The organism is Actinomadura hibisca NBRC 15177 (genome assembly GCF_001552635.1).
In the GTDB taxonomy this organism is placed as follows: domain Bacteria; phylum Actinomycetota; class Actinomycetes; order Streptosporangiales; family Streptosporangiaceae; genus Spirillospora; species Spirillospora hibisca.
Genome location: NZ_BCRO01000028.1, coordinates 1 through 22,598, shown reverse-complemented (window position 1 = coordinate 22,598; position 22,598 = coordinate 1). Strand labels below are relative to the sequence as shown.

The window sequence follows — 22,598 nt, the reverse complement described above, 5'->3', positions numbered from 1 at the left end:
ACCGGATGATCAGTAACCCCGCAGGCGGCGCAGCCGCGAGCTGATCGCACTGGGCTGGCGGCCAAGGGCAGCGCCGATCTCCTCATTGGAGGCCCCGGCGTCATGCATCGCCAGCAACCTCCGCTCCTGCTCGGCGTCCCACGGCCGGTACGCCTGAGCGTGCTCGGCGCGGATCGCGTCCCACGCGTGAGCCTTGGGTTCCTTGGCCTCCTCGGCGGCGGATGTGGCGGATGCGGCGGCCGCCGCAGCCTCAGCGGCCTCGGCCCGCTTCGCCTTCCTCGCCGCCCTCACCTCCCGCGACGCCCTGGGCCGCTTGAGTTCGATCTCGCTCACCGAATCCACCGGCACCTCGGCGAGGATCTCCCCCTTGTCCAGCACCAGGAACCGCCCGTCGTCGACGAGGATGCGGTCCGCGTTCCACGCGGCCTCCTCGACCCAGGCCCCGTCGTGCAGATAGGGAGTTGAGAACATGACGCGGATCGGCATGACGACCATTGTGACGGGCGCGCGGCACCGTCGAGAACCGGTTGGCGCCGCTAGGCTCAGCCTTTATGGAGCCCCTGGACGCTCTCACCGGCTGGTTGCGCGAATGTCCGGTCGAGCGGCTCGCGGAAGTGATCCGGCAGCGCCCCTGGTTGCTGGAGTACGCGCCGCCGCGCACCCCGCGCGAGCTGGCCCAGCGGATCATCGGCGACCTTGAGACCGAGGTGCTGCTGCTGGACGCTGGCCTGCCCGAAATGGAGGTGCTGGCGACCGCCGCTCGACTGGCGCGGGACCGCGACGACCGTGACGACCGCGGCATCGGCCCCTCTCCATACGGGCTCCCCTTCACGCCGGGCACGGCCCAGGTCCCCGAACACGAACTGCTCGCGCTGTTCGGCGGCCCGCACGGACCCGAGGGCGCCGCGGTGACCGCCATCCTGGACGGCCTGCGCGCCCGGCTGCTGGTCCTGCCCGCCACGCCCGGCGTCGTCGCGCTGCCGTCCGCGATCGCCGGTGCCCTGTCCGCGCCGCTCCACTGGGAACCCGCCCTGAACCAGGCCCTGACCGTCGCCTACAACAAGGCCGAGGTGATGACGGTCGCCGCCGCCCTCGGCGTCAGCGCCACCACCCGCCCCGACGCGCAGGCCGGGATCGTGCGGCTGCTGAGCGACCCCGAACGGGTCCGCGCCCTGCTGGCTGAAGCCCCGCCCGAGGCGGCGCGGATGCTGACCGACGTGGTGCGGCAGGAGGTCGTGCTCGGCACCTACTGCTTCGAGCGCCGGGGCGGCAAGTACGTGTTCCGGGCGGGCGGGTCCGGGGACGCCGACACCGACTGGCTGGCGCGGCGCGGGCTGCTGGTCCCGGTGGCCGACGAGCGCGCGCAGGTCCCCAAGGAGGTCGCCGACGTCGTCCGTGGCGAGGCGGGTCCCGTCCGGCTCACCCTCCGGCCGCCGGAGGTCGCGGCCGTCCCGGTCGCGGAGGCGCGCGTCGTAGGGGAGGCGTCGGCCGCGCTGACGGCCGCCGCCGACCGCCTGGAAGCGCTGCTGGACGCCGTGGACGTCCGCCCGGCCGCGATCCGCAAGGCCGGCGGGCTGGCGATCCGCGAGACCCGCCGGATCGCCAAGCAGATCGGCGCCGACGAGGACGAGACCCGGCTGTGGATCGACCTGTGCGCGAGCGCGGGCCTGCTGGAGGTCGGGCCCGTCGACGGCGTCCCGCACCTGATGCCCGCCCACGCCTACAAGCAGTGGACCACCGAACAGCTCGTGCCGGTACTGCATGCCTGGCTCCGGCACGGACTGGTGCTCTCCTGGTGGCCCGACGACGGCGAGCGCCCGATCGCGCTGGTGGAACCGGACGACGCCCTGGCCCCGGTCCTGCGAACGGCGCTGCTCCGCACGCTGGCCGGACTGCCCGACGGCACCGGCCTGCCCCCGGGCGGCGTGTCCGACGACCTGCTGGACGCCGTCGCCTGGCACCGGCCGCTGTGCGCCGAGACCGACGACCTGCCCGGCCAGGCCGCCGCCACCCTCCGCGAGGCCGAACTGCTCGGCGTCGTCGCGCACGGCGCGCTGACCGGCGTCGGCCGGGCACTGCTGGAACCGGACCCGGCCGACGAGCGGCTGGCGGAGGCCGTGACGGCGCTGCTGCCGCGACCGCTCGACCGGGCGCGCTTCCAGACGGACCTGACCGCCGTCGTCTCCGGCCCGCCCTCGGCCAAGCTCGCCGCCCTGCTGAACGGGGCCGCCGACCGCGAGTCGCGGGGCGGCGCGACCGTGTGGCGGTTCAGCGAGGCGTCGGTCCGCCGGGCCCTGGACGGCGGCACCGGCGCCGACGCGCTGCTGGCGGCCCTGCGCAAGGCGGCGGACGGCGGCCTGCCGCAGGCGCTGGAGTACATGGTCACCGACGTCGGCCGCAGGCACGGCCGCGTCCGGGTGGTGCGCACCGGCTGCTGCCTCCGCTCGGACGACGAGGCGCTGCTGACCGAGATCGCGGCCCACCGCGACCTGCGCGGGCTGAGCCCGCGGCGCATCGCCCCGACCGTGCTGGTCAGCGCCGCCGGAGTGGACGAGACGCTGGCGGCGTTGCGCGCCGCCGGATACGCCCCCGCCCTGGAGGAGGCGACCGGGACGGCGGTGGTCGAACGCGCCCCGTCCCACCGCGCCCCCAAGCCCCGCAAACCGCGCCGCAAAGCGCTCACCCCGGAAGACCTGGCCGAACGCGTCCTCAAGGCGCGCTGACCGGCGGATCAGAGCGGGTCGCGTTTGCCGGTCACCGTCGTCTGGTGGCAGGTCAGGGACCAGTGCGCGGTGGCGACGGTGTGGCCCGGCGGCGTCGTCTTCGTTCCGGTGACCAGGGTCGCCGTTCGCAGGTTGACCAGGTACAGGATGCAATCCGACAGGTTCTGCGCGTCGCCGTAGTAGTACCAGCTGCTCCGCTCCAGCGCCGGGCCGAGGGTGAAGGGGGCTTGCAGGGCCTCCTGCGCGAGGGGCGGGAGGTTGCCCAGCACGCCTCGCGTCTCCTCGTCCAGGCCGATGTCGATCGGTTGCGCGCCGGGGGAGGGGGACTGCGCGGAGTCGGTCTCGGGCGGCGGGCGGTGTTCGATCGGGAAGCTGCGGTGGTCGCAGCGGGTAGCCGGTCAGCTTGTACGCGGGAGGCTCGCCGCTCGCGTGGACCGGGTCGGCGAAGGTCATGGCCTGGGTGCCGAAGATCATCGTGGAGAGGCGGCCGTCGTGGTTGTCGTAGACCAGCCACTCGATGGTCTCGCCCGCGTGCTCCTGGAGGTCCGCCTTGACCTTCTCGTCGAGAGCCTCCCAGCACTTCTGGCGGGACGGCAGTTCGGGCTTGAAATCCAGTAGGCGCGCTTCGTGCAGGATCGGGATCGAGTCTTCGTCGGAGTCCGGCACCGGGGCCTCCAGGGACGGAGAGGACCGTCTCATCGTATGAATTCCGGCGGTGGGGTGGGAGGCCCACGTGACGGGGCAAGGTGAATTTCCGCCGGCCCTGGGAAGGAAGCCGCCATGTCGATGCTGGTGGGAACGTCGGGGTGGCAGTTCGAGGACTGGCGGGGCGCCATGTATCCCGAAGGGGTCGCCAAGCGGCGCTGGCTGGAGCGCTACTGCGAGTTCTACGACACCGTCGAGAACAACAGCGCCTTCTACCGGCCCGTCGCGCGCAAGACGTTCGAGGGCTGGCGCACGCGGACGCCCGACGGGTTCGTCATGACGGTCAAGGCCAACCGGGTCCTGACCCACCAGAACCGGCTCAAGGACCCCGCCGAGACCGTCGAGGGCATGGTCACCGCCGCGCGCGGCCTCGGCGAGAAGCTGGGACCGATGCTGCTCCAGCTCCCGCCCAACATGCGCGTGCAGGCCGAGCGGCTGGACGCCTGCCTCGCCTGCTTCCCCGACGACGTGCGCGTGGCCGTCGAGCCCCGGCACGAGTCGTGGTGGACCGACGAGGTCCGGGGGATCCTGGAGCGGCGCGGGGCCGCCCTGTGCTGGGCCGACCGGCTCGGCAAGCCGATGACGCCGCTGTGGCGCACCGCCGACTGGGCGTACGTGCGGCTGCACGAGGGCGCGGCCGAGCCGTGGCCCTCCTACGACGACCACGTCCTGGCGGAGTGGGTCGAGCGCATCGGCCAGGCGTGGCGGCCCGGCGAGCAGGTGCTCGTCTACTTCAACAACGACCCGGGCAGCGCCGCCGTGCGCGACTCGGTGCGCTTCTCCGAGATGGCGCGCGCGGCGGGCTGGACCGTGAGCCGTACCCCCGAGCCGGGGTCCGAGCTCGCCACCGCCTTCACCGTGCCGCAGCCGACCTGGTGAGCGGGTAGGGGTCTCTCACCTGGTTACTCAGCGTGGCGATCGGCGACCGTGGGTATCGGGTTTTCGTCATCCCCCTGACGATGGAGCCCCCGCGATGGAACACACGATCCTCGTCGCCGTCGACGAACGCCCCGACGCCGACTCGGCAGCCGCCGAGCAGCTGCGCCTGCTGGTCGCCGCCCTCGCCGAGCACCGCCTGCGCGCCCGCTGGACGCACCGCGCCGTCGACGCGCTGGCGGTGGTCGGCTCCGAGGCGGCGCTCACCGCGGTCCTGGTCGGCTGGGGCGTCCCGGGGGCCGAGGACGTGCTGGCCGCGGTCGCCAAGCGCTTCCGCGGGCTGCCGGTCTTCCTGGTGGTCTCCGGCGACGAGCCCCGGGACGTGCCGCTGTGGGTGTACGAGATCATCCAGGGCTACGTCTTCCCGCTGGAGGACACCCCCGGCTTCATCGCCGGGCGGATCGCGCACGCCGCCGACCAGTACGGCGAGCGGCTCCTCCCGCCGTTCTTCGGCGCGCTGTCCCGGCTGGAGGACGCCCACCGCTACTCCTGGCACACTCCCGCGCACGCGGGCGGCGTCGCGTTCCTGAAGTCGCCGGTCGGGCGTGCCTTCTTCGACTTCTACGGCGAGCGGCTGCTGCGCACCGACCTGTCGATCTCGGTGCCCGAGCTGGGCTCGCCGCTGGACCACACCGGCCCGATCGGCGACGCCGAACGCAACGCCGCCCGCGTCTTCGGCGCCGACCGCACCTTCTTCGTGGTCAACGGCAACGCCACCGCCAACCGCGTGGTCGGCCACCACACCATGGTCCGCGACGGGCTGGCGCTGGTCGACCGCAACTGCCACAAGTCGATCCAGCACGCGCTGACCATCAGCGGCGCCCGCCCGGTCTACCTTGTGCCCGAACGCAACGGGCTGGGCCTCGCCGGGCCGGTCCCACCGGCGGGGCTGGCGGCGGCCGCCCTCGGGGAGCGGCTGGCCGGCCATCCGTTCACGCCCGGCGCGGCGTCGGCCGAGCCGGGGTACGCGGTCATCACCAACTCCACCTACGACGGCGTCTGCTACGACGCGGTGCGCGTCGCCGAACTGCTGTCGGAGTCGGTGCCCCGGGTGCACTTCGACGAGGCGTGGTTCGCCTACGCGCGCTTCAACCCGTTCTACGCGCGCCGGTACGGGATGGCGGTCGACGAGCGCACGCCGCCCGGCGCCGGGCGGCCCACGGTGTTCGCCACCCAGTCCAGCCACAAGCTGCTGGCCGCGCTGTCGCAGGCGGCGATGCTGCACGTGCGCCCCGCCCCGCGCGCGCCGGTGGACTACGACCGCTTCAACGAGACCTACCTGATGCACGCCACCACCTCGCCGTCCTACCCGATGCTGGCCTCGCTGGACGTGGCGGCGGCGATGATGGACGGCCCGTCCGGGCCGCACCTGACCGGCGAGGCGATCGTGGAGGCGGTGCGGTTCCGGCAGGAGATGGCGCGGCTGGCCGACCGGATCGCCGCCGACGGCACCCGGCCCGGCTGGTTCTTCGGCGTCTGGCAGCCGCCGGAGGTGACCGACCCGGCCACCGGCCGCGCGGTGCCGTTCGCCGACGCCGACCCCGCCCTGCTGTGCTCGGACCCCGGCCCCTGGACGCTGGAGCCGGGCGCGCCCTGGCACGGCTTCGACGGCCTGGAGGACGGCTACTGCCTGCTGGACCCGATCAAGGTCACCCTCACCTGCCCCGGCGCCGACGCCGCCGGCGGCACCGGCGAGTGGGGCGTGCCGGCCCGGATCGTGGCCGCCTACCTCGAACGGCGCGGCATCGTGGTGGAGAAGACCGGCGACCACACCCTGCTGGTGCTGTTCTCGATCGGCATCACCAAGGGCAAGTGGGGCACGCTGATCGACGCGCTGATCGACTTCAAGGACGCCCACGACCGCGACGTGCCGCTGGCGGAGGTCCTGCCCGGCGTCGGCCCGGCCGGCGCCCGGCTGCGCGGGTACTGCACGGCGGTGCACGAGCGGTTGCGCGACTCGCGGCTCGGCCCGCTGCTGGACGAGGTGTTCACCGACCTGCCCCGGCCGGTGCTGACCCCGGCCGCCTGCCACCACGCGCTGGTCACCGGCGCCACCGAGCGGGTCCCGCTGGCCGCGCTGGCCGGGCGGGTCGCGGCCGCGCTGGTGGTGGTGACGCCGCCGGGCATCCCGATGCTGATGCCCGGCGAGTCGGCCGGGCCCGGCGACGGGCCGCTGCTGGCCTACCTGCGCGCGCTGGAGGCGTTCGACCTGGCCTTCCCCGACCTGGCCACCGACATCCACGGCGCGCACCGCGACGCCGGGGGCCGCTACCGCGTCGAGTGCGTCGCGGACCCGGCCGTCACAGGTTCAGCCACGACCGCATCCGCGCCATCAGGTCCTCGGCGTCCACCGGCTTGGTCACGTAGTCGCTGGCCCCCGACGCCAGGGTCTTGTCCCGGTCGCCGTGCATCGCCTTGGCCGTCACCGCGATGATCGGCAGCTCGGCGTAGCGCGGCATCTTGCGGATCGCGGCGGTGGCGGCGTAGCCGTCCATCTCCGGCATCATCACGTCCATCAGCACCAGGTCCACGTCCGGGTTGCGCTTGAGGGTCTCCACCCCCGCGCGGCCGTTCTCGGCGTAGATCACCTGCATGCCGTGCAGCTCCAGGATGTTGGTCAGCGCGTAGACGTTGCGCACGTCGTCGTCGATGACCAGCACCTTGCGGTCGGCCAGGTCGGTGTAGGCGGGCGCGGGGTCGGCGGCGAAGGGCCGTTCGGCCTCCTCCGCGTCGTCGCGCACCAGCGGCAGCACCTCGCCGGGGCCGCGCGCCGACAGGTGCAGCGTGATGCGCTCGCGCAGCTCGTCCAGGCCGGGCAGCAGCTCCAGCGGACGGGTCCGCGCGCGGCTCTGGAGCAGCGTCTCCTGGACGGTGGGCAGCGTGCGGCCGTGGTAGGCCAGCACCGGCAGCGTCAGCAGGTGCGGCGCGCCGTCCAGCAGCGCCAGGAAGTCCTCGGCGGTCTCGCTGGAGTCGAGGTCCAGCACCACGCAGTGGAACCGGTCGCGCTCCAGCGCCGCCATCGCCGCGGCCGCGTCGCCCGCCGTGGTGACCAGCGCCGGGGCGTGCGCGGCGGGCAAATCGGCGGCGACGTTGCGGGCCAGCGGCGACAGCAGCCCGTTCGCCCGCGACTCCACCACCAGCAGGCGGCGCGGCTCCTGGTCACCGGCGTCGGGCAGCGGCGCCGGGGCCACCGGGACGGGCGGGCGGACCGCGCGCGGCGTGCGGCCCGGCTCGTCGGCCGGGCCGGTCTCCAGCGGCACCGTCAGCGTGAACGTGCTGCCCTCGCCGAGCGCGCTCTCGGCGTGGATGCGGCCGCCCAGCAGGTCGGCGACCTCCCGGCTGATCGACAGGCCGAGGCCGGTGCCGCCGTACTTGCGGCTGGTGGTGCCGTCGGCCTGCTGGAAGGCGTCGAAGATCTGCGACAGGTTCTCCGCCGCGATGCCGATGCCGGTGTCGCGCACCCGGAACGCCAGCAGGCCGCCGTCCCCGGCCACCCGCAGGTCGCCGTCGGCGCCCGGCTCGGCGCGCTCCACGACCAGCTCCACCGAGCCCTCCTCGGTGAACTTCACCGCGTTGGACAGCAGGTTGCGCAGCACCTGCCGCAGCCGCTGCTCGTCGGTCAGCAGCCGGTCGGGCACGCCCTCGCCGGTCCGCACCTCGAAGCGCAGTCCCTTCTCGGTGGTCAGCGGCCGCACGGTGGCCGCCACGTCCGCCAGCAGGCCGCGCACGTCCAGCGACTCGACGCTGACGTCCATCCGGCCCGCCTCGATCTTGGACAGGTCCAGGATGTCGTTGATGAGCTGGAGCAGGTCGGTGCCGGCCGAGTGGATGACCCCGGCGTACTCCACCTGCTTGGGCGTCAGGTTGCGGGTCGGGTTCTGCGCCAGCAGCTGGGCCAGGATCAGCAGCGAGTTCAGCGGGGTGCGCAGCTCGTGGCTCATGTTGGCCAGGAACTCGCTCTTGTACTTGGAGGCCAGCGCGAGCTGCTGGGCGCGGTTCTCCAGCTCCTGGCGGGCCTGCTCGATCACGCGGTTCTTGGCCTCGATGTCGCGGTTGCGCTGGGCCAGCAGCGCCGCCTTGTCCTCCAGCTCGTCGTTGGAGCGGCGCAGCTCGTTCTGGCCGACCTGGAGCTCGGTGGCCAGGCGCTGCGACTCGGCGAGCAGGGTGTCGGTGCGGGCGTTGGCCACGATCGTGTTGACGTTGACGCCGATGGTCCCGGCGAGCTGGGCGAGGAAGTCGCGGTGCACCTGGGTGAAGCGGCCGAGGCTCGCCAGCTCCAGCACGCCGAGCACCTGGTCCTCCACCACCATCGGCAGCACGATCAGGGTCGCCGGGTCCGACGCGCCCAGGCTGGAGGAGATCGACAGGTAGCCGGGCGGCGGGTCCTCGACGAGGATGGCGCGCTTGCTGCGCGCGGCCTGCCCGACCAGCGACTCGCCGAACCGGTAGCGGCGGCCGGTCTCGCGGTGGCCGTAGGTGCCGACGACGCGCAGCTCGACGCCGCCGGGGGCGTCCTCGGCCAGCAGGAACGTGCCGTACTGCGCGCCGACCAGCGGCGCCAGCTCGTCCATCACCAGCTCGGCCACCACCGACAGGTCGCGGTGGCCCTGCATCAGCCCGGAGATGTGCGCGAGGCTGGTCTTCAGCCAGTCCTGCTCCTCGTTGGCGCGGGTCGTCTCGCGCAGGGACTTCACCATCAGGTTGATGTTGTCCTTGAGCTCGGCGACCTCGCCGGAGGCGTCCACGGTGATGGAGCGGGTCAGGTCGCCGGTGGTGACGGCGCTGGTCACCTCGGCGATGGCGCGGACCTGGCGGGTCAGGTTCCCGGCCAGCTCGTTGACGTTCTCGGTGAGCCGCTTCCAGGTGCCCGACACGCCCTCGACCTCGGCCTGCCCGCCGAGCCGCCCCTCGCTGCCGACCTCGCGCGCCACGCGCGTCACCTCGGCGGCGAAGGAGGACAGCTGGTCCACCATCGTGTTGATGGTGGTGGTCAGCTCCAGGATCTCGCCGCGCGCCACCACGTCGATCTTCTTGGTCAGGTCGCCCTGCGCGACGGCGGTGGTGACCTGCGCGATGTTGCGGACCTGGTCGGTGAGGTTGACCGCCATCGAGTTGACGTTGTCGGTGAGGTCCTTCCAGGTGCCGGCGACCTTCGGCACGTGCGCCTGGCCGCCGAGGCGGCCCTCGGTGCCGACCTCGCGGGCGACGCGGGTCACCTCGTCGGCGAACGCCGACAGGGTGTCCACCATCGTGTTGATGGTCTGGGCGAGCGCCGCGACCTCGCCCTTGGCCTCCACGGTGATCTTCTGGGAGAGGTCGCCGCGCGCCACGGCCGTGGACACGTGCGCGATCGACCGCACCTGGCCGGTGAGGTTGGAGGCCATGACGTTGACGTTGTCGGTCAGGTCCTTCCAGGTGCCCGACACCCCGCGCACGGTGGCCTGGCCGCCGAGGTTGCCCTCGGTGCCGACCTCGCGGGCGACGCGGGTGACCTCGTCGGCGAACGCCGACAGCTGGTCCACCATCGTGTTGATGGTGTCCTTCAGTTCGAGGATCTCGCCGCGCGCGTCCACGCGGATCTTCTGCGTCAGGTCGCCCTTGGCCACGGCGGTGGTGACCTCGGCGATGGAGCGGACCTGCGCGGTGAGGTTGTCGGCCATGACGTTGACCGACTCGGTGAGCGCCTTCCAGGTGCCCGAGACGCCCTTCACGTCGGCCTGGCCGCCGAGGCGGCCCTCGGTGCCGACCTCGCGGGCGACGCGCGTCACCTCGTCGGCGAAGGAGGAGAGCTGGTCCACCATCGTGTTGATGGTGTTCTTCAGCTCCAGGATCTCGCCGCGCGCGCCCACGGTGATCTTCTGGGAGAGGTCGCCGCTGGCCACGGCGGTGGCGACCTGGGAGATGCCGCGCACCTGGTCGGTGAGGTTGCCCGCCATCCAGTTCACCGAGTCGGTGAGGTCGCGCCAGGTCCCGGCGACGCCGCTGACCTGCGCCTGGCCGCCGAGGCGGCCCTCGGTGCCGACCTCGCGGGCGACGCGCGTCACCTCGTCGGCGAACGAGGAGAGCTGGTCGACCATCGTGTTGATGGTGGTCTTGAGCTCCAGGATCTCGCCGCGCGCCGACACGGTGATCTTCTGCGTCAGGTCGCCCTTGGCGACGGCGGTGGTGACCTGCGCGATGGAGCGGACCTGGCCGGTCAGGTTGCCCGCCATCGCGTTCACCGAGTCGGTGAGGTCCTTCCAGGTGCCCGACACGCCGGGCACCTCGGCCTGGCCGCCGAGCTGGCCCTCGGTGCCGACCTCGCGGGCGACGCGGGTCACCTCGGAGGTGAACAGCGAGAGCTGGTCGACCATGCCGTTGAACACGGTGGCGATCTCCGGCAGCAGGCCGTCGCCGTCCTGCGGCAGCCGCGTGCCGAAGTCGCCGTCGCGGACGGCGGTCAGCCCCGCCAGCAGCCGCCGCAGGTCGTGCTCGGACCCGCCCACCGCGCCGTCGGAGCCGTGCCGTGCGCTCCCGTTGCGTCCGGGGGAGCCCGTCGCCTCGTCCATCCGTCCGCCCTCCGCCTGCCGATGACAGCCAGCATAGATAAGTGTCGGACGGCAAGCGTCCGACTGCGCGGACGAACGGGAGCGGAACGGACGCCCCCGGTCTCCGCTAGTCCTCGTCCAGGTGCGGGGTGCCGCCCGCGATGACCTCGGCGAGCAGGTCCTCCTCGGTGGCCCCGCGCCGCCAGTAACCGGTGAAGCACACGGCCTTGCGGTCGACGCCCCGGTCGTTGACCAGGTTGCGGCGCAGCGCCTTGACCATGGCCGACTCCCCGGCGATCCACGCGTAGGGCGTGCCACCGGCGGGGACGTCGGCCTCGCGGACGGCGCGGACGATGTCCTCGCCGTCGCCCCGCACCAGCCAGGTGACCTCGGCGTCGGCGGCGGTCGGCAGCTCGCGGCGGTCGCCCGCCTCCGGCACCGAGATCCACACCTGGACCCTGGTCCCGGCGGGCAGGTGGGCGAGGATCCCGGCGGCGGCCGGGAGGGCGGTCTCGTCGGCGGCGACCAGGTAGTGGTCGGTGCCCTCCGGCGGCCGGAAGTCGATCGCCGAGTTGTCGGGCGACAGCGGGCCGAGCACCAGCACCCGGTCGCCTTCCCCGGCGGACGCCGCCCACGCGGCGGCGGGGCCCGCGTGCGCCCCGTCGCCGTGCAGGACGAAGTCCACGTCCAGCTCGCCGGGTCGCTGGGCGGCCACGGTGTAGGTGCGCATCACCGCGCGCTCGGCCGGGTCCTGCATCCGCCAGGCGGTGAACCAGTCCTCGCCCGCGTCCACCGGGACCACGGGGGCCTCCTGGTGGGGGTGCGGCAGGAACAGCTTGAACCGCTGGTCGCGGCCGCCGGAGGTGAAGTCGTCCACCTTCTCGCCGCCGAAGGTGACGCGCATGGTGGACGGCCCCACGCGCGCGGCGCGCAGGACGTGCAGCTCGATCGCCGCGTACTCGGCTTCGCCGGCCATCAGGAGACCTTCTTGGCGGAGGCGATGGACTTGGCGATGGCCTCCAGGTACGGGGCCGAGCCGGCGTAGGAGAAGATCGGCTCGGCGTTCCACGGGACGACCTGGCCCGCCTTGACCGCCGGGAGGTCCTTCCAGGACGGCTTGCTCGTCAGGTCCTTGGGCTGGAGCGCCTGGGTACGGGCGTCCAGCATGATGATGTCGGCCTGGTACTTGTCGGCGTTCTCCCAGCTCAGCGGCTCGAAGTAACCGTCCTTGTCGGTCTTCTGCGGCACGAGCAGGTCGACGCCCAGCTCCTTGAAGTACATGAGGTCGGTGTTCTTCGCGGGGCTGGAGACGTAGAACAGGTCGGCGCTGCCGGACCCGGCCAGCACCTTGATGCGGCCGTTGGCCTTGACCGCGTCCCGGACGGCCTGGGCGGCGCGCTCGAAGCGGGCCTTGGCCTCCACGACCGCCGGGGCCTTCAGGTCCGCGCCCAGCGCGGCGGCCAGCTCGGAGTAGCGCTGGATCGGCGTGGGCAGCGAGGCCGAGCCGGTGGCGATGCCGACGCTGGGGGCCAGCTCGAAGATCTTGCCCTTGCTCTTCTCCGGCACGTAGAACAGCGTGTCCGGGGTGAACATGTGGTCCACCAGCAGCTCGGGGCGCAGCGCGGCGTACTTCTCGATGTTGAACTCGCCGTAGGCGTTGCCGATGATCTCGACCTTCGAGATGTCGACGTTGCCGACCTGCGGGTCGCGCTGGCCGTTGGCGAGCTTGGCCGGGCCGTAGACGCCGACGATCTGGTCGCGCACGCCGAAGTCCCACAGCGCGGCGGCGGCGCCGACGTAGGTCACCACGCGCTGCGGGCGGGCCTTCAGGCTGATCTGCTGCTTGCGGTCGTCGGTGAAGGTCCACGGGCCGCCCGAGGCGGAGCCGCCGCTCTTGCCGCTCCCGGAGTCGTCGTTGCCGCCGCAGGCGCTGATCAGGGCGCCCAGCGCGACGGCGCCGCCCGCGGAGAGCAGGCCGCGGCGGGACAGGTGGTGGCCTCGGGAGTTCGCCATTGACGTTGATCCTTAATTACTGAATAGGGTGGTCCGATACGGACCGACATCTCGCTTAGGTTAACCTAACCTAAGTCGAAGTCCAGCGGCGCGGGTCGGGTGACCGGCCGCGCCCGTCCCGGAAGCCAACCCGTGCCCCTCACCACCTCACCTGCGCCGATGCCCGCGCCGACGCCGGCGGCGCCGCCCGTCCCGGGCGTCCCCGGCAGGCGGCTGGGCCGCTCCGCCGGGCTGGTCGCCGGCGTCCTGGTGTTGTCGCTGGCCGTGCTGCTGAGCCTGGCGGTCGGGGCGCGCCCCCTGTCGCTCGGCGACGCCTGGCGCGGCCTGGTCGACCCCGCCGCCCCGGCCTACACCGTCGTCCACCAGATGCGGCTGCCCCGCACGTTGCTGGCGCTGCTCGCCGGTGCCGCGCTGGGGGTGGCCGGAGCGGTGATGCAGTCGCTGACGCGCAACCCGCTGGCCGATCCGGGCATCCTCGGCATCAACACCGGCGCTGCCGCAGCGGTGGTTTCGGCCATCTCCTTCCTGGGGGTGTCGTCGTTCGCCGGGTTCGTGTGGTTCGCGTTCGCCGGGGCGGGCGCGGTGGCCTTCCTGCTGTACGCGGTCGGCGGCGGGCGCAGCGCCACCCCCACGCGGCTCGCGCTGGCCGGGGCGGCGCTGAACGCGGCGCTGTACTCCTACGTCACCGCCGTGCAGTTGCTGGACACCGCGACGCTGGACCGGATGCGGTTCTGGATCGTCGGGTCGCTGGCCTCGGCGCAGACCCCGATCGTGTTGCGCCTCGCCCCGTTCATCGCGCTCGGGCTGCTGCTGGCGTTCCTGCTGGCGCGCCCGATGAACGCGCTGGCGATGGGCGACGACGCCGCCCAGGCCCTCGGCGCGAACCCGGCCCGCACCCGCGCCGCCGGGATCGTGGTGATCACCTTGCTGTGCGGCGCGGCGACCGCCGCCTGCGGCCCGATCGCCTTCGTCGGCCTGATGGTGCCGCACCTGGTGCGCACCCTCACCGGGCCCGACCTGCGCTGGCTGCTGCCCTACTGCGCGGTGTTGTCGCCGGTGCTGATGCTGGTCGCCGACGTGCTCGGCCGGGTGGTCGCCCGCCCGTCGGAGGTGCAGGCCGGGGTGGTGACCGTGCTGCTGGGCGGCCCGGTGTTCCTCTACTTCGTCCGCAAGCGCCGGGTGGTGGCCGCGTGAGGGCCGCGCCCCGCACCGGCGTCGTCCGCCTCGGCGGCCTGTCGTTGCGCTTCCGTCCCCGCGCCCTGCTGGTCGCGGCCGCGTGCCTGCTGCTGGCCGCCGCCCTGGCGATCGTGCTCATCGGCAGCGGCGACTTCACCATCAGCCCCGCCAACGTGGTGCGCTCCCTGATCGGCCAGGGGCAGCCCGCCGAGGACTTCATCATCCACCGGCTGCGGCTGCCGCGCGTGGTGACCGCCCTGGTGGTCGGCGCGGCGCTGGGCCTGGCGGGCGCGCTGTTCCAGTCGTTGACCCGCAACCCGCTCGGCAGCCCCGACATCCTCGGCTTCACCCAGGGCTCGGCGGCCGGGGCGCTGGCGGTGATCGTGCTGTTCGGCGGCGGCGCCGTCGCGATGGCCGCCGGGTCGGTCGTCGGGGCGCTCGCGGCGGGCCTCGCCATCTACGCGCTGGCCGGACGCGGTGGCGCGCACGGCCAGCGGCTGGTGCTGTTCGGCATCGGCGTGGCCGCCATCCTCACCGGCCTGAACGGTTACCTGCTGACCCAGGCCAAGGTCTTCGAGGCGGCGGGCGCGATGCTCTGGCTGGTCGGCAGCCTGGACGCGCGCGACTACGCCGACGCCGTCCCGCCGCTGGTCGCGCTGGCGGTGCTGGCCCCGCTCGTCATGATCGTCTGCGGCCGGGCGGTGCGGATGCTGGAGATGGGCGACGAGGCCGCGCGCGCCCTCGGCGTGCCGATCGGCGCGGTGCGCGGGCTGCTGCTGGTCGCGGCGGTGCTGCTGACCGCGCTGGCGGGCGCGGCGGCGGGCCCGGTGTCGTTCGTGGCGCTGACCGCCCCGCAGCTCGCCCGCCGCCTGACCCGCACCACCGGCCCCAACCTGCTGCCCTCGCTGGCCATGGGCGCGGTGCTGCTGACGGCCGCCGACTGGGTCGGCCTGCACGCCTTCCCCGGCCGCCAGCTCCCGGTCGGCGTGGTGACCGGCCTGCTGGGCGGCGGCTACCTGATCTGGCTCCTGGTGAACGAACGCAAGGCGGGACGAGTATGAAGGACGACGGCGCGCGGCTGTCCGGCGACGACCTGACGCTGGCCTACGACAAGCGCGTCATCGCGCAGGGGCTGGACGTCGCGGTCCCCGACCGCTCGTTCACGGTGATCGTGGGCCCGAACGCGTGCGGCAAGTCCACCACGCTGCGGGCGCTGGCGCGCGTCCTCAAGCCCGCCGCCGGGACGGTGCTGCTGGACGGCGAGCGCATCGGCTCCTGGCCCGCCAAGAAGCTGGCGCGCACGCTCGGCCTGCTGCCCCAGTCGTCGATCGCGCCCGAGGGCATCACGGTCGCCGACCTGGTGGCGCGCGGCCGCTACCCGCACCAGGGCCTGCTGCGGCAGTGGTCGCGCGAGGACGAGCGGGTCGTCGGCGAGGCGATGGCCGCGACCGGCGTCGCCGAGCTGGCCGACTGGTTCGTCGACGAGCTGTCGGGCGGCCAGCGCCAGCGCGTGTGGATCGCGATGGCGCTGGCGCAGCAGACCCCGATCCTGCTGCTGGACGAGCCCACCACCTACCTCGACATCGCCCACCAGATCGAGATCCTCGACCTGTGCGCCGACCTGCACGAGGCGGGCCGCACGGTGGTGGCGGTGCTGCACGACCTGAACCACGCCGCGCGTTACGCCACCCACCTGATCGCGATGCGCGACGGGCGGATCGTGGCCGAGGGCCCGCCCGGCGACGTGGTCACCGCCGCGCTGGTGGAGGAGGTGTTCGGGCTGCCGTGCCAGGTGATCGAGTGCCCGGAGACCGGCACCCCGCTGGTGATCCCGGCGGCCCGGCACCGCGCCCCGGTCGGCTGAACGACCGGGGCGCGGCCCGGTCCCCGTCGCGTGGTCAGCCGGGCGGTCCGGCCGGTCAGCCGCCCGTGGGGACCTGGTACTCCTTCGCCATCGCGGACTCGGCGGCCGGTTTGTGGATCACCAGGCCGCCGAGCGCCTTGGCGTCGGTGCGCAGGATGTAGGTCTTGCGCGTGCCGGGCCTGTCGGCGCTGGAGAAGTCCATCGGCGTGCCGAAGCCGTCGTCGTAGGCGCCGGTGGACCGGTGCGCCTTGATGACGCCGTCACGCGACAGGTCCTTGCCCGCGCACGCCTTCTTCAGCGCGGCGGTGAACAGCCCCGCCGAGGTGTAGCCGTTGACGACGGCGTTGTCGCGCGGCTGGCCCGGGTACTTGGCGGCGTAGGCGGCGGCCAGCTTCTGCACCGCCGGGATGTCGGCGCCGATGGGCGCGCCCGCGCTGGTCAGGTAGAACTCCTTCAGCAGCGCGGGCGCGGCCGGGGTCTGCAACAGTTGCGGCGCGAACCCGGAGTTGCTGGCCACGATCGGCACCGTCAGCCCGCGCGAGCGCGCCACACCCGCCAGCGACGCCGACTGGCGCGGCCCGGCGCTCATCAGGATCGCCTTGACGCCCGCGTTGCGCAGCGCGGCGGCCTGCGCGGTCATGTCGTTGTCAGTGGCCTTGATCTTCTGCTCGACCAGCGTCAGGCCGAGCTTGCCCGCCGCGTGCTTGGCCCCGGCGAGGGCGCTCTCGCCGTAGTCGCCCTCGAAGTAGACGTGCCCGACCTTGTCGCCCTTCTTCAGCCCCTTGTCGGTGCTGAGGAAGTCCAGCGCGTTGATGGCGTCCACGTCGTAGGTGGTGCCGGTGACCTGCACGTACTGGTTGCCGAGCAGGCTGGTGGACCACGCCATCGGGATCGTGAACAGCTTGTCGGAGCTGATGCGCTGCTTGAGCGCGGTCACCATCGGCGACCCGATGAACTGGGTGATGCCGACGACGCCCGAGCGCAGTTCGCTGTAGGCGGCCATGGCGCGCTGCACGTCGTAGCCGTGGTCGCGGACCACCACCTCGACCTGGCGGCCGCACACGCCGCCCGCCTTGTTGACCTCCTCGAAGTAGAGCTGCTGGGCCTGGGTGAGGCTCTTGCCGAGCGGCGCGTAGACGCCGGTGAGGTCGCTGACGATGCCGACCTTGACGCCCTTGTCGGTGACGCCGGGGCCGAGCTTGACGCCGTCGGCGGCCGTGCCGCCGGAGCCGCCGGTGGCCTTGTCGCTGCATCCGGACGCCGCCAGCAGCGCGGCCGCCAGGCCGACGGGCAGCACCGCCGTGCGCACGAGTCTTCTCATGCGGGTTGCTCCTTCTGATCGAGACCGGGGTGGGGAGGGGCGGCGCGGCGGCGGGCGCGGACGGCGCGGAGCCGCGCCCACATCCCGAGCAGGCCGCCGGGGAGGAACAGGACGACGGCGACGACGGCGGCGCCGTACAGGACGCGGGCGGCCTCGGCCGGGGAGACCCCGCCCGAGCCGGGTGCGGCGACCAGCGGGAGGCCGTCGCTGTAGCGGGTGAGCAGTTGCGGCAGCAGCGTCACGAACACCGCGCCGGCGACGGCCCCGGCGGCGGTGCCGAGCCCGCCGATGACGATCATCGCGAGGTAGTCCAGGGACAGGAACATGCCGAAGTACTCCGGGACGGTCCGGCGGAACACCAGCGCCAGCAGCGCCCCGGCCGCCCCCGCGTACATCGACGACAACACGAACACCCCGGCCCGGTAGCGGGCCACCGGCACGCCCAGCACGGCCGCGGCCACCTCGTGGTCGCGGATGGTGTTGAGCGCGCGGCCGGGACGCCCGCGCAGGATGCCGCGCGCCAGCCAGGCCGCCAGCGCCAGCAGGGCGAGGCCGAGGAACCACAGGCGTTCCAGCGCGCCGAGCGGCACGTTGAACACCACGAGTTCGGGGGAGTCGGCGAAGGTGACGCCGGGCAGCGCGAGCGGCGGCACGTCGCGGCCGTTGAAGCCGCCGGTCAGGGGCTCGGCGTTGAACAACACGTGTTGCCCGATGAAGATCAGCGCGAGCGAGGCGATGCCGAGGTAGGTGCCGCGCAGCCGCCCGGCGATCGGGCTGAACAGGCCGCCCGCCGCGCCCGCCAGCAGCACCGCGCCCAGGAACGCGACGGGCGTGGGCAGGCCGAGGCCCGCGAGTTCGTGGCCGGGCCGGGACTCGCCGTCGGAGGCCAGGTAGACGTAGCCGTAGGCGCCGACGGCCAGGAAGAACGCGTGGCCGAGGGAGAGTTGGCCGGTCGCGCCGGTGAGCAGGTTCAGGCCGATCGCGCCGATGGCGGCCGACATCGCGAACAGGCCGGTCTGGAGCCAGAACGAGTCGAGGTAGAAGGGGAACGCCAGCAGCACGGCCGCGACCGCGACCGCCGCGAGGACGGCGGGGCGGGGCAGGCGGTCAGACGCGAGGACGGCCGGGCGGGGCGGGCGGTCAGACACGGGTCAGCTCCCTGGTGCCGAAGAGCCCGGCGGGCCGGACGAGCAGGACGGCGAGCATCACCAGGTAGGGCGCGACCTCCCCGACGCCGCGCCCCAGGAACGCGAGGTCGCCCTGGTAGCCGGTGACCAGCGACTCGGTCAGGCCGATGATCAGGCCCCCGGCGAGCGCGCCGGTGGTGGAGTCCAGGCCGCCCAGGATCGCGGCGGGGAACGCCTTCATCGCCGCGAACGAGGTGGCGCGGTCCAGCCCCGGCGTGGGGAACACCGTCAGGAACAGGGCCGCCACCGCCGCCAGCGCGCCCGCGACCGCCCACGCCCCGAGCGACACGCGCGTCAGGCGCACGCCCATCAGCGCGGCGGTCTCGGCGTCCTCGGCGGCCGTCCGCATCGCGAGGCCCCAGGAGGTGTGCCGGAACGCCAGCAGGAACACCGTGATCAGCGCGGCGGCCGTGAGCAGGGCGGCGATGCGGGTCTGCGCGATGCTGACGCTCCCGATGTTGACGACCTTGCTCTGCCACGGATCGCCCAGGGACAGGACCTCGGTGCCGATCTGCCTGGTCAGCTCGGTCGTCAGCACGATGTCCACGCCGATCGTGACGATCGCCAGCACGGCGTGGTTCTCCACGCGGGCGCGCCGCAGCACCAGCAGCTCGACGGCCGCGCCGACCAGCGCGGCCCCGGCGATCCCGGCCGCGAGCGCGAGCAGGAAGCCGACGTCGTCGTGCAGGACGGCGGTGATGTAGCCGCCGACCAGCAGCAACGAGGCGTGCGCGAAGTTCACCACCTCGGTGGCGCGGAAGATGATGACGAAGCCGAGGGCGATCAGCGCGTACACCGACCCCATCGAGATCCCGTTGACCAGCAGTTCGGCGAAGGTGCTCACGCCGTCTCCCCCTCGGGTTCGTCGCGCCCGGGTTCGTCACGATGGTGCGCGCCGCCCAGGTAGGCGCGCACCACCGCCGGGTCGCGCTGCACGTCGGCGGGCGCGCCGCAGGCGATGCGGCGGCCGAAGTCGAGCACGGTGACCCGGTCGGCCAGCCGCATCACCAGGCCCATGTCGTGCTCGACCAGCAGGATCGACAGGCCGAGGTCGGCGCGCGCCGCCATGATCACCTCGGCCATGCGGCGGCGCTCGCCCGCGTTCATCCCGGCGACCGGCTCGTCCAGCAGCAGCAGGCGCGGCTCCATCGCCAGCGCCCGCGCCAGCTCGACGCGCTTCTGCACGCCGTAGGGGAGCGTCCCGGCCGGGGCCGCCAGGTACTCGGAGACCCCGACGAACCGGGCGATCTCCCGCACGCGGTCGCGGTGCCGGGCGTCCTCGCGGCGGGCGGTCGGCAGCCGCAACCCGGCCGACGCGAACCCGGCGCGGGTCAGCCGGTGGCGGCCCAGCATCAGGGTGTCCTCGACGGACTGGAGGCTTGACAGCGCGAGGTTCTGGAAGGTGCGGGCCACGCCCAGCGCGGCGATCCGGTGCGGTTTCAGGCCGGTCAGCTCGCGGTCGCCGAGCCGGACGCTGCCCGCCGTGGCCCGGTAGACGCCCGACAACACGTTGAAGCAGGTGGACTTGCCCGCGCCGTTCGGGCCGATGATCGCGTGCACGGTGCCGGGCCGCACCGTGAAGGCGACGTCGTCCAGCGCGGTGAGGCCCGCGAAACGCACCGTCAGGCCGGTCACCGCCAGCTCGGCCGCTTCCGGTTCGCTCACGGCGTCTACTTCTTCTGCTTTGCTTACGGCGTCCGCCTCCTCCGCCCCGCTCACGGCGCCCACCTCTCCAGCGTGGGCAGCGTGTCGGGCCGCAGCGGGCCGGGGTCGTCGGTCTCGGCGACGCCCAGGTAGCGGCGGCGGATCTCATCGCTGGCGGCCAGCTCGGCGGCGGTGCCGTGCAGCGCGACCTCGCCCACTTCGAGGACGTACGCGGTCGCGGCCAGCTCCAGCGCCAGCGCCGCGTTCTGCTCGATCAGCAGCACCGAGATGCCGCGCCGGTTGATCTCGGCGATCGTCTCGCCGATGCGCTCGGCCATCATGGGGGCGAGGCCGAGCGTCGGCTCGTCCAGCAGCAGGACGGCGGGCCGCGCCATGAGCGCGCGGCCGATCGCCAGCATCTGCTGCTCGCCGCCCGACAACAACCCGGCCCGCTGCCCGGCGCGCTCGTTGAGAACGGGGAACAGCTCCAGCACCTGCGCGCGCGCCTCGGCGACGCCGGACCGGCGGCCCTTGCCGAGCGTGCCCGCGCGCAGGTTCTCCTCGACGGTGAGGCGGCCGAACACCCGCCGCCCCTCGGGCACCTGCACCACCCCGGCCGCCACGACGGCGTCGGGCCGCAGGCCGTCCAGCCGCCGCCCGTCCAGCCGGACGGTGCCGCCTTCTACCGCGCCGCGATGGAACCCCAACGTTCCGGACACCGCGCGCAGCAGCGTGGTCTTGCCCGCGCCGTTCGCGCCCAGCACCGCCGTCACCGATCCGGCGGGCACGTTGAGGGAGACCTCGCGTAGCGCCCGCACCGCCTTGCCGTAGCTCACCGAAAGCCTGTCGATCGCGAGCGCGCCGCCCGCCATGGCCACCTCCCCGGCCCGTCTCCGTGGGCGGAGACCGGTCGTGTGCGGCACCGAAACATGTGACGCGGATCACCGTCCATGGGCGGCGGGCAAGTCGGGACAGGCGTCCAAGTGGAGCGTGCCCGCGTTGTGCGTCCGCACAGGGCCACCTTCATCGGCCTCGCGGCACTTCCGGTGCGGCGCGCGGCCGTGACAGGCTGGTGAGATCACCAGCGGAGGTCGCACATGCCCTCGACCAGCGCCGATGCCGCCCCTGTCCCGGCCGCCGACGGGGTCACTGGCCGTGCCGCCGACCAGACCGCCGATCGGGCCGCCCGCGCCGCCGCCGACCGTCTGGTCCGCGCGGGCGCGTCCCGCCTGCGCGAGCGGCTGCCCGAGCTGGCCGACCGGCTGGTGGAGGACGTGCTCGCCGAGGACCCGGGCTACGTCGACTTCGTGCCGCGCGACGAGTTCCGCGAGTCGGTGCGCGCCAGCCTGGAGGCGGGCATCGAGCAGATGAACCGCCGGGTGCGCGGCCACCGCGCCGACCTGTCGGTGGCCGAGGGCATCGGCCGCCGCCGCGCCGAGCAGGGCCTGCCCCTGGAGTCGTTGCTGCGCAGCTACCGGATGGGCGGGCGGATCGTCTGGGAGGCGCTGATCGAGGTGGTCGCCGGGGACGACCCGGACGAGCTGACGACCCTGCTGCGCTACGCCAGCGTCGTCTGGCACATCATCGAGCAGCAGTCCACCGTGGTGTCGGAGACCTACCGGCGCACCGAGTCGGAGCTGCTGCGCCGCAGCGACGAGCGGGTGCAGGCGCTGCTGGACGCCCTGCTGGAGGGACGCGGCGTGGACGGCGGGCTGGCGCAGGCCGCCGCGGCGGCGCTGGACCTGCCCGAGCACGGCCGGTACGCGGTGGTGGTGCTGCGCGCCCACCGCACCGCCCCCGACTTCGAACGGCCCGACCGGATCGGCGGGTTGCGGTTCGTGTGGCGGATGCGCACCGACAACGAGGTCGGCGTGGTGGCGCTGGGCGGGCTGGGACTGGACGAGCTGGCCGACGCGCTGCGCCCGCTGGTCGCGGGGGAGGCCGGGATCAGCCCCGTCACCGACGGGCTGGCCGGGCTGGGCCGGGCACGGTGGCTGGCGGAGGTCGCGCTCGGCACCAGCCGTCCCGGCGACCACACGGTGGCGCGGCTGGAGCGACGGCTACCCGCCGCGCTGGTGGTGGCGCAGCCTGAGTTGGGCGGGCTGTTGGGTGGGGAAGTGCTGGGGCCGCTGGCTGATCTGGACCCCGCTGATCGAGAAATTCTGCTCGACACGCTGGCGGCCTGGCTGGACTGCGAGGGCTCGGCTAATCGGACGGCGGGGCGGCTCTACTGCCATCGCAACACCGTGTTCAACCGGCTGCGTCGCTTGGAGCAGCTCACGGACCGTTCGCTGCACCGTCCTCGTGATGTGGTGGAGCTGGCTTTGGCGTTGGAGGCTGAGCGTTTGGTTCGGTGAAGTCGGTGAGGATTGGTGCGCGCTGTCGAGTGCGGAAACCCGCGCGGGGTGAGGCTGGCGGGGATGTGTCCCTAACCCCGCGCAGGCTGGGCTGAGTGGGCACGTGCACCAACCCCGCGCGGGGCTGGGGTCGCTGGTCGGGTGC

At 73.5% G+C, this 22,598-nt stretch carries 16 protein-coding genes and 1 pseudogene; 7 read left to right on the top strand and 10 right to left on the bottom strand.

Going from position 1 to position 22,598, the window contains the following annotated elements; genetic code table 11:
• Positions 1-9: 9 nt before the first annotated feature.
• Positions 10-486: an Lrp/AsnC family transcriptional regulator gene (locus AH6_RS14620; protein WP_157431483.1), complete on the bottom strand. Its 477-nt coding sequence runs from the start codon at positions 484-486 to the stop codon at positions 10-12.
• 65 nt (positions 487-551) lie between these two features.
• Between AH6_RS14620 and AH6_RS14615 the strand changes: the two genes are divergently transcribed.
• Positions 552-2,723: a helicase-associated domain-containing protein gene (locus AH6_RS14615; protein ID WP_067479631.1), complete on the top strand. Its 2,172-nt coding sequence runs from the start codon at positions 552-554 to the stop codon at positions 2,721-2,723.
• Between the two features lie 8 nt (positions 2,724-2,731).
• On the opposite strand, the gene AH6_RS14610 is transcribed toward AH6_RS14615, so the two are convergent.
• Complete coding sequence (locus AH6_RS14610; RefSeq protein WP_067479630.1) at positions 2,732-2,992, bottom strand: hypothetical protein; 261 nt, start codon at positions 2,990-2,992, stop codon at positions 2,732-2,734.
• A 511-nt stretch (positions 2,993-3,503) separates the two neighbouring features.
• On the opposite strand from AH6_RS14610, the gene AH6_RS14600 reads away from it, so the two are divergent.
• Both AH6_RS14600 and AH6_RS42460 read left to right on the top strand, forming a co-directional pair.
• Entirely contained in the window at positions 3,504-4,307 is an 804-nt protein-coding gene (locus tag AH6_RS14600; protein ID WP_067479626.1) for a DUF72 domain-containing protein, read from the top strand.
• A 94-nt stretch (positions 4,308-4,401) separates the two neighbouring features.
• Positions 4,402-6,639: pseudogene (locus AH6_RS42460) on the top strand (Orn/Lys/Arg family decarboxylase); the annotation flags it as partial.
• A gap of 25 nt (positions 6,640-6,664) precedes the next feature.
• Here AH6_RS42460 and AH6_RS14595 read toward each other — a convergent pair.
• From AH6_RS14595 to AH6_RS14585, 3 genes are all read right to left on the bottom strand, one after another.
• Positions 6,665-10,912, bottom strand: coding sequence for a hybrid sensor histidine kinase/response regulator (locus AH6_RS14595; protein WP_067479624.1), 4,248 nt, complete (start codon positions 10,910-10,912; stop codon positions 6,665-6,667).
• Positions 10,913-11,018: 106 nt separating this feature from the next.
• Positions 11,019-11,867: a siderophore-interacting protein gene (locus AH6_RS14590; RefSeq protein ID WP_067479622.1), complete on the bottom strand. Its 849-nt coding sequence runs from the start codon at positions 11,865-11,867 to the stop codon at positions 11,019-11,021.
• On the bottom strand, positions 11,867-12,904 hold the full coding sequence (locus AH6_RS14585) for an ABC transporter substrate-binding protein (RefSeq protein WP_067479620.1): 1,038 nt from the start codon (positions 12,902-12,904) through the stop codon (positions 11,867-11,869). Before AH6_RS14585 ends, AH6_RS14590 begins: the two co-directional genes overlap by 1 nt.
• Before the next feature lie 159 nt (positions 12,905-13,063).
• On the opposite strand from AH6_RS14585, the gene AH6_RS14580 reads away from it, so the two are divergent.
• From AH6_RS14580 to AH6_RS14570, 3 genes are read left to right on the top strand one after another with little or no spacing between them, the layout of a single operon-like run.
• Positions 13,064-14,098, top strand: a complete 1,035-nt coding sequence (locus AH6_RS14580; RefSeq protein WP_067479685.1) for a FecCD family ABC transporter permease — start codon at positions 13,064-13,066, stop codon at positions 14,096-14,098.
• Positions 14,095-15,141 (top strand): FecCD family ABC transporter permease, encoded by a 1,047-nt coding sequence (locus AH6_RS14575; RefSeq protein WP_067479618.1) that lies wholly within the window; start codon positions 14,095-14,097, stop codon positions 15,139-15,141. The genes AH6_RS14580 and AH6_RS14575 overlap by 4 nt, the downstream gene beginning before the upstream one ends.
• Complete coding sequence (locus AH6_RS14570) at positions 15,138-15,944, top strand: ABC transporter ATP-binding protein (RefSeq protein ID WP_067479616.1); 807 nt, start codon at positions 15,138-15,140, stop codon at positions 15,942-15,944. The genes AH6_RS14575 and AH6_RS14570 overlap by 4 nt, the downstream gene beginning before the upstream one ends.
• 55 nt (positions 15,945-15,999) lie before the next feature.
• Here the strand turns inward: AH6_RS14570 and AH6_RS14565 are convergent, their stop codons facing one another.
• From AH6_RS14565 to AH6_RS14545, 5 genes are read right to left on the bottom strand one after another with little or no spacing between them, the layout of a single operon-like run.
• On the bottom strand, positions 16,000-17,265 hold the full coding sequence (locus AH6_RS14565) for an ABC transporter substrate-binding protein (RefSeq protein ID WP_067479614.1): 1,266 nt from the start codon (positions 17,263-17,265) through the stop codon (positions 16,000-16,002).
• A complete protein-coding gene (locus AH6_RS14560; protein ID WP_067479612.1) occupies positions 17,262-18,413 on the bottom strand; it encodes a branched-chain amino acid ABC transporter permease in 1,152 nt (383 codons plus the stop codon). The genes AH6_RS14565 and AH6_RS14560 overlap by 4 nt, the downstream gene beginning before the upstream one ends.
• Complete coding sequence (locus tag AH6_RS14555) at positions 18,406-19,296, bottom strand: branched-chain amino acid ABC transporter permease (RefSeq protein WP_067479610.1); 891 nt, start codon at positions 19,294-19,296, stop codon at positions 18,406-18,408. The genes AH6_RS14560 and AH6_RS14555 overlap by 8 nt, the downstream gene beginning before the upstream one ends.
• Positions 19,293-20,117, bottom strand: a complete 825-nt coding sequence (locus AH6_RS14550) for an ABC transporter ATP-binding protein (RefSeq protein ID WP_067479608.1) — start codon at positions 20,115-20,117, stop codon at positions 19,293-19,295. The genes AH6_RS14555 and AH6_RS14550 overlap by 4 nt, the downstream gene beginning before the upstream one ends.
• A 50-nt stretch (positions 20,118-20,167) precedes the next feature.
• Positions 20,168-20,968: an ABC transporter ATP-binding protein gene (locus AH6_RS14545; RefSeq protein WP_067479606.1), complete on the bottom strand. Its 801-nt coding sequence runs from the start codon at positions 20,966-20,968 to the stop codon at positions 20,168-20,170.
• A gap of 225 nt (positions 20,969-21,193) precedes the next feature.
• On the opposite strand from AH6_RS14545, the gene AH6_RS14540 reads away from it, so the two are divergent.
• On the top strand, positions 21,194-22,453 hold the full coding sequence (locus AH6_RS14540) for a PucR family transcriptional regulator (RefSeq protein ID WP_083982844.1): 1,260 nt from the start codon (positions 21,194-21,196) through the stop codon (positions 22,451-22,453).
• Positions 22,454-22,598: the final 145 nt, after the last annotated feature.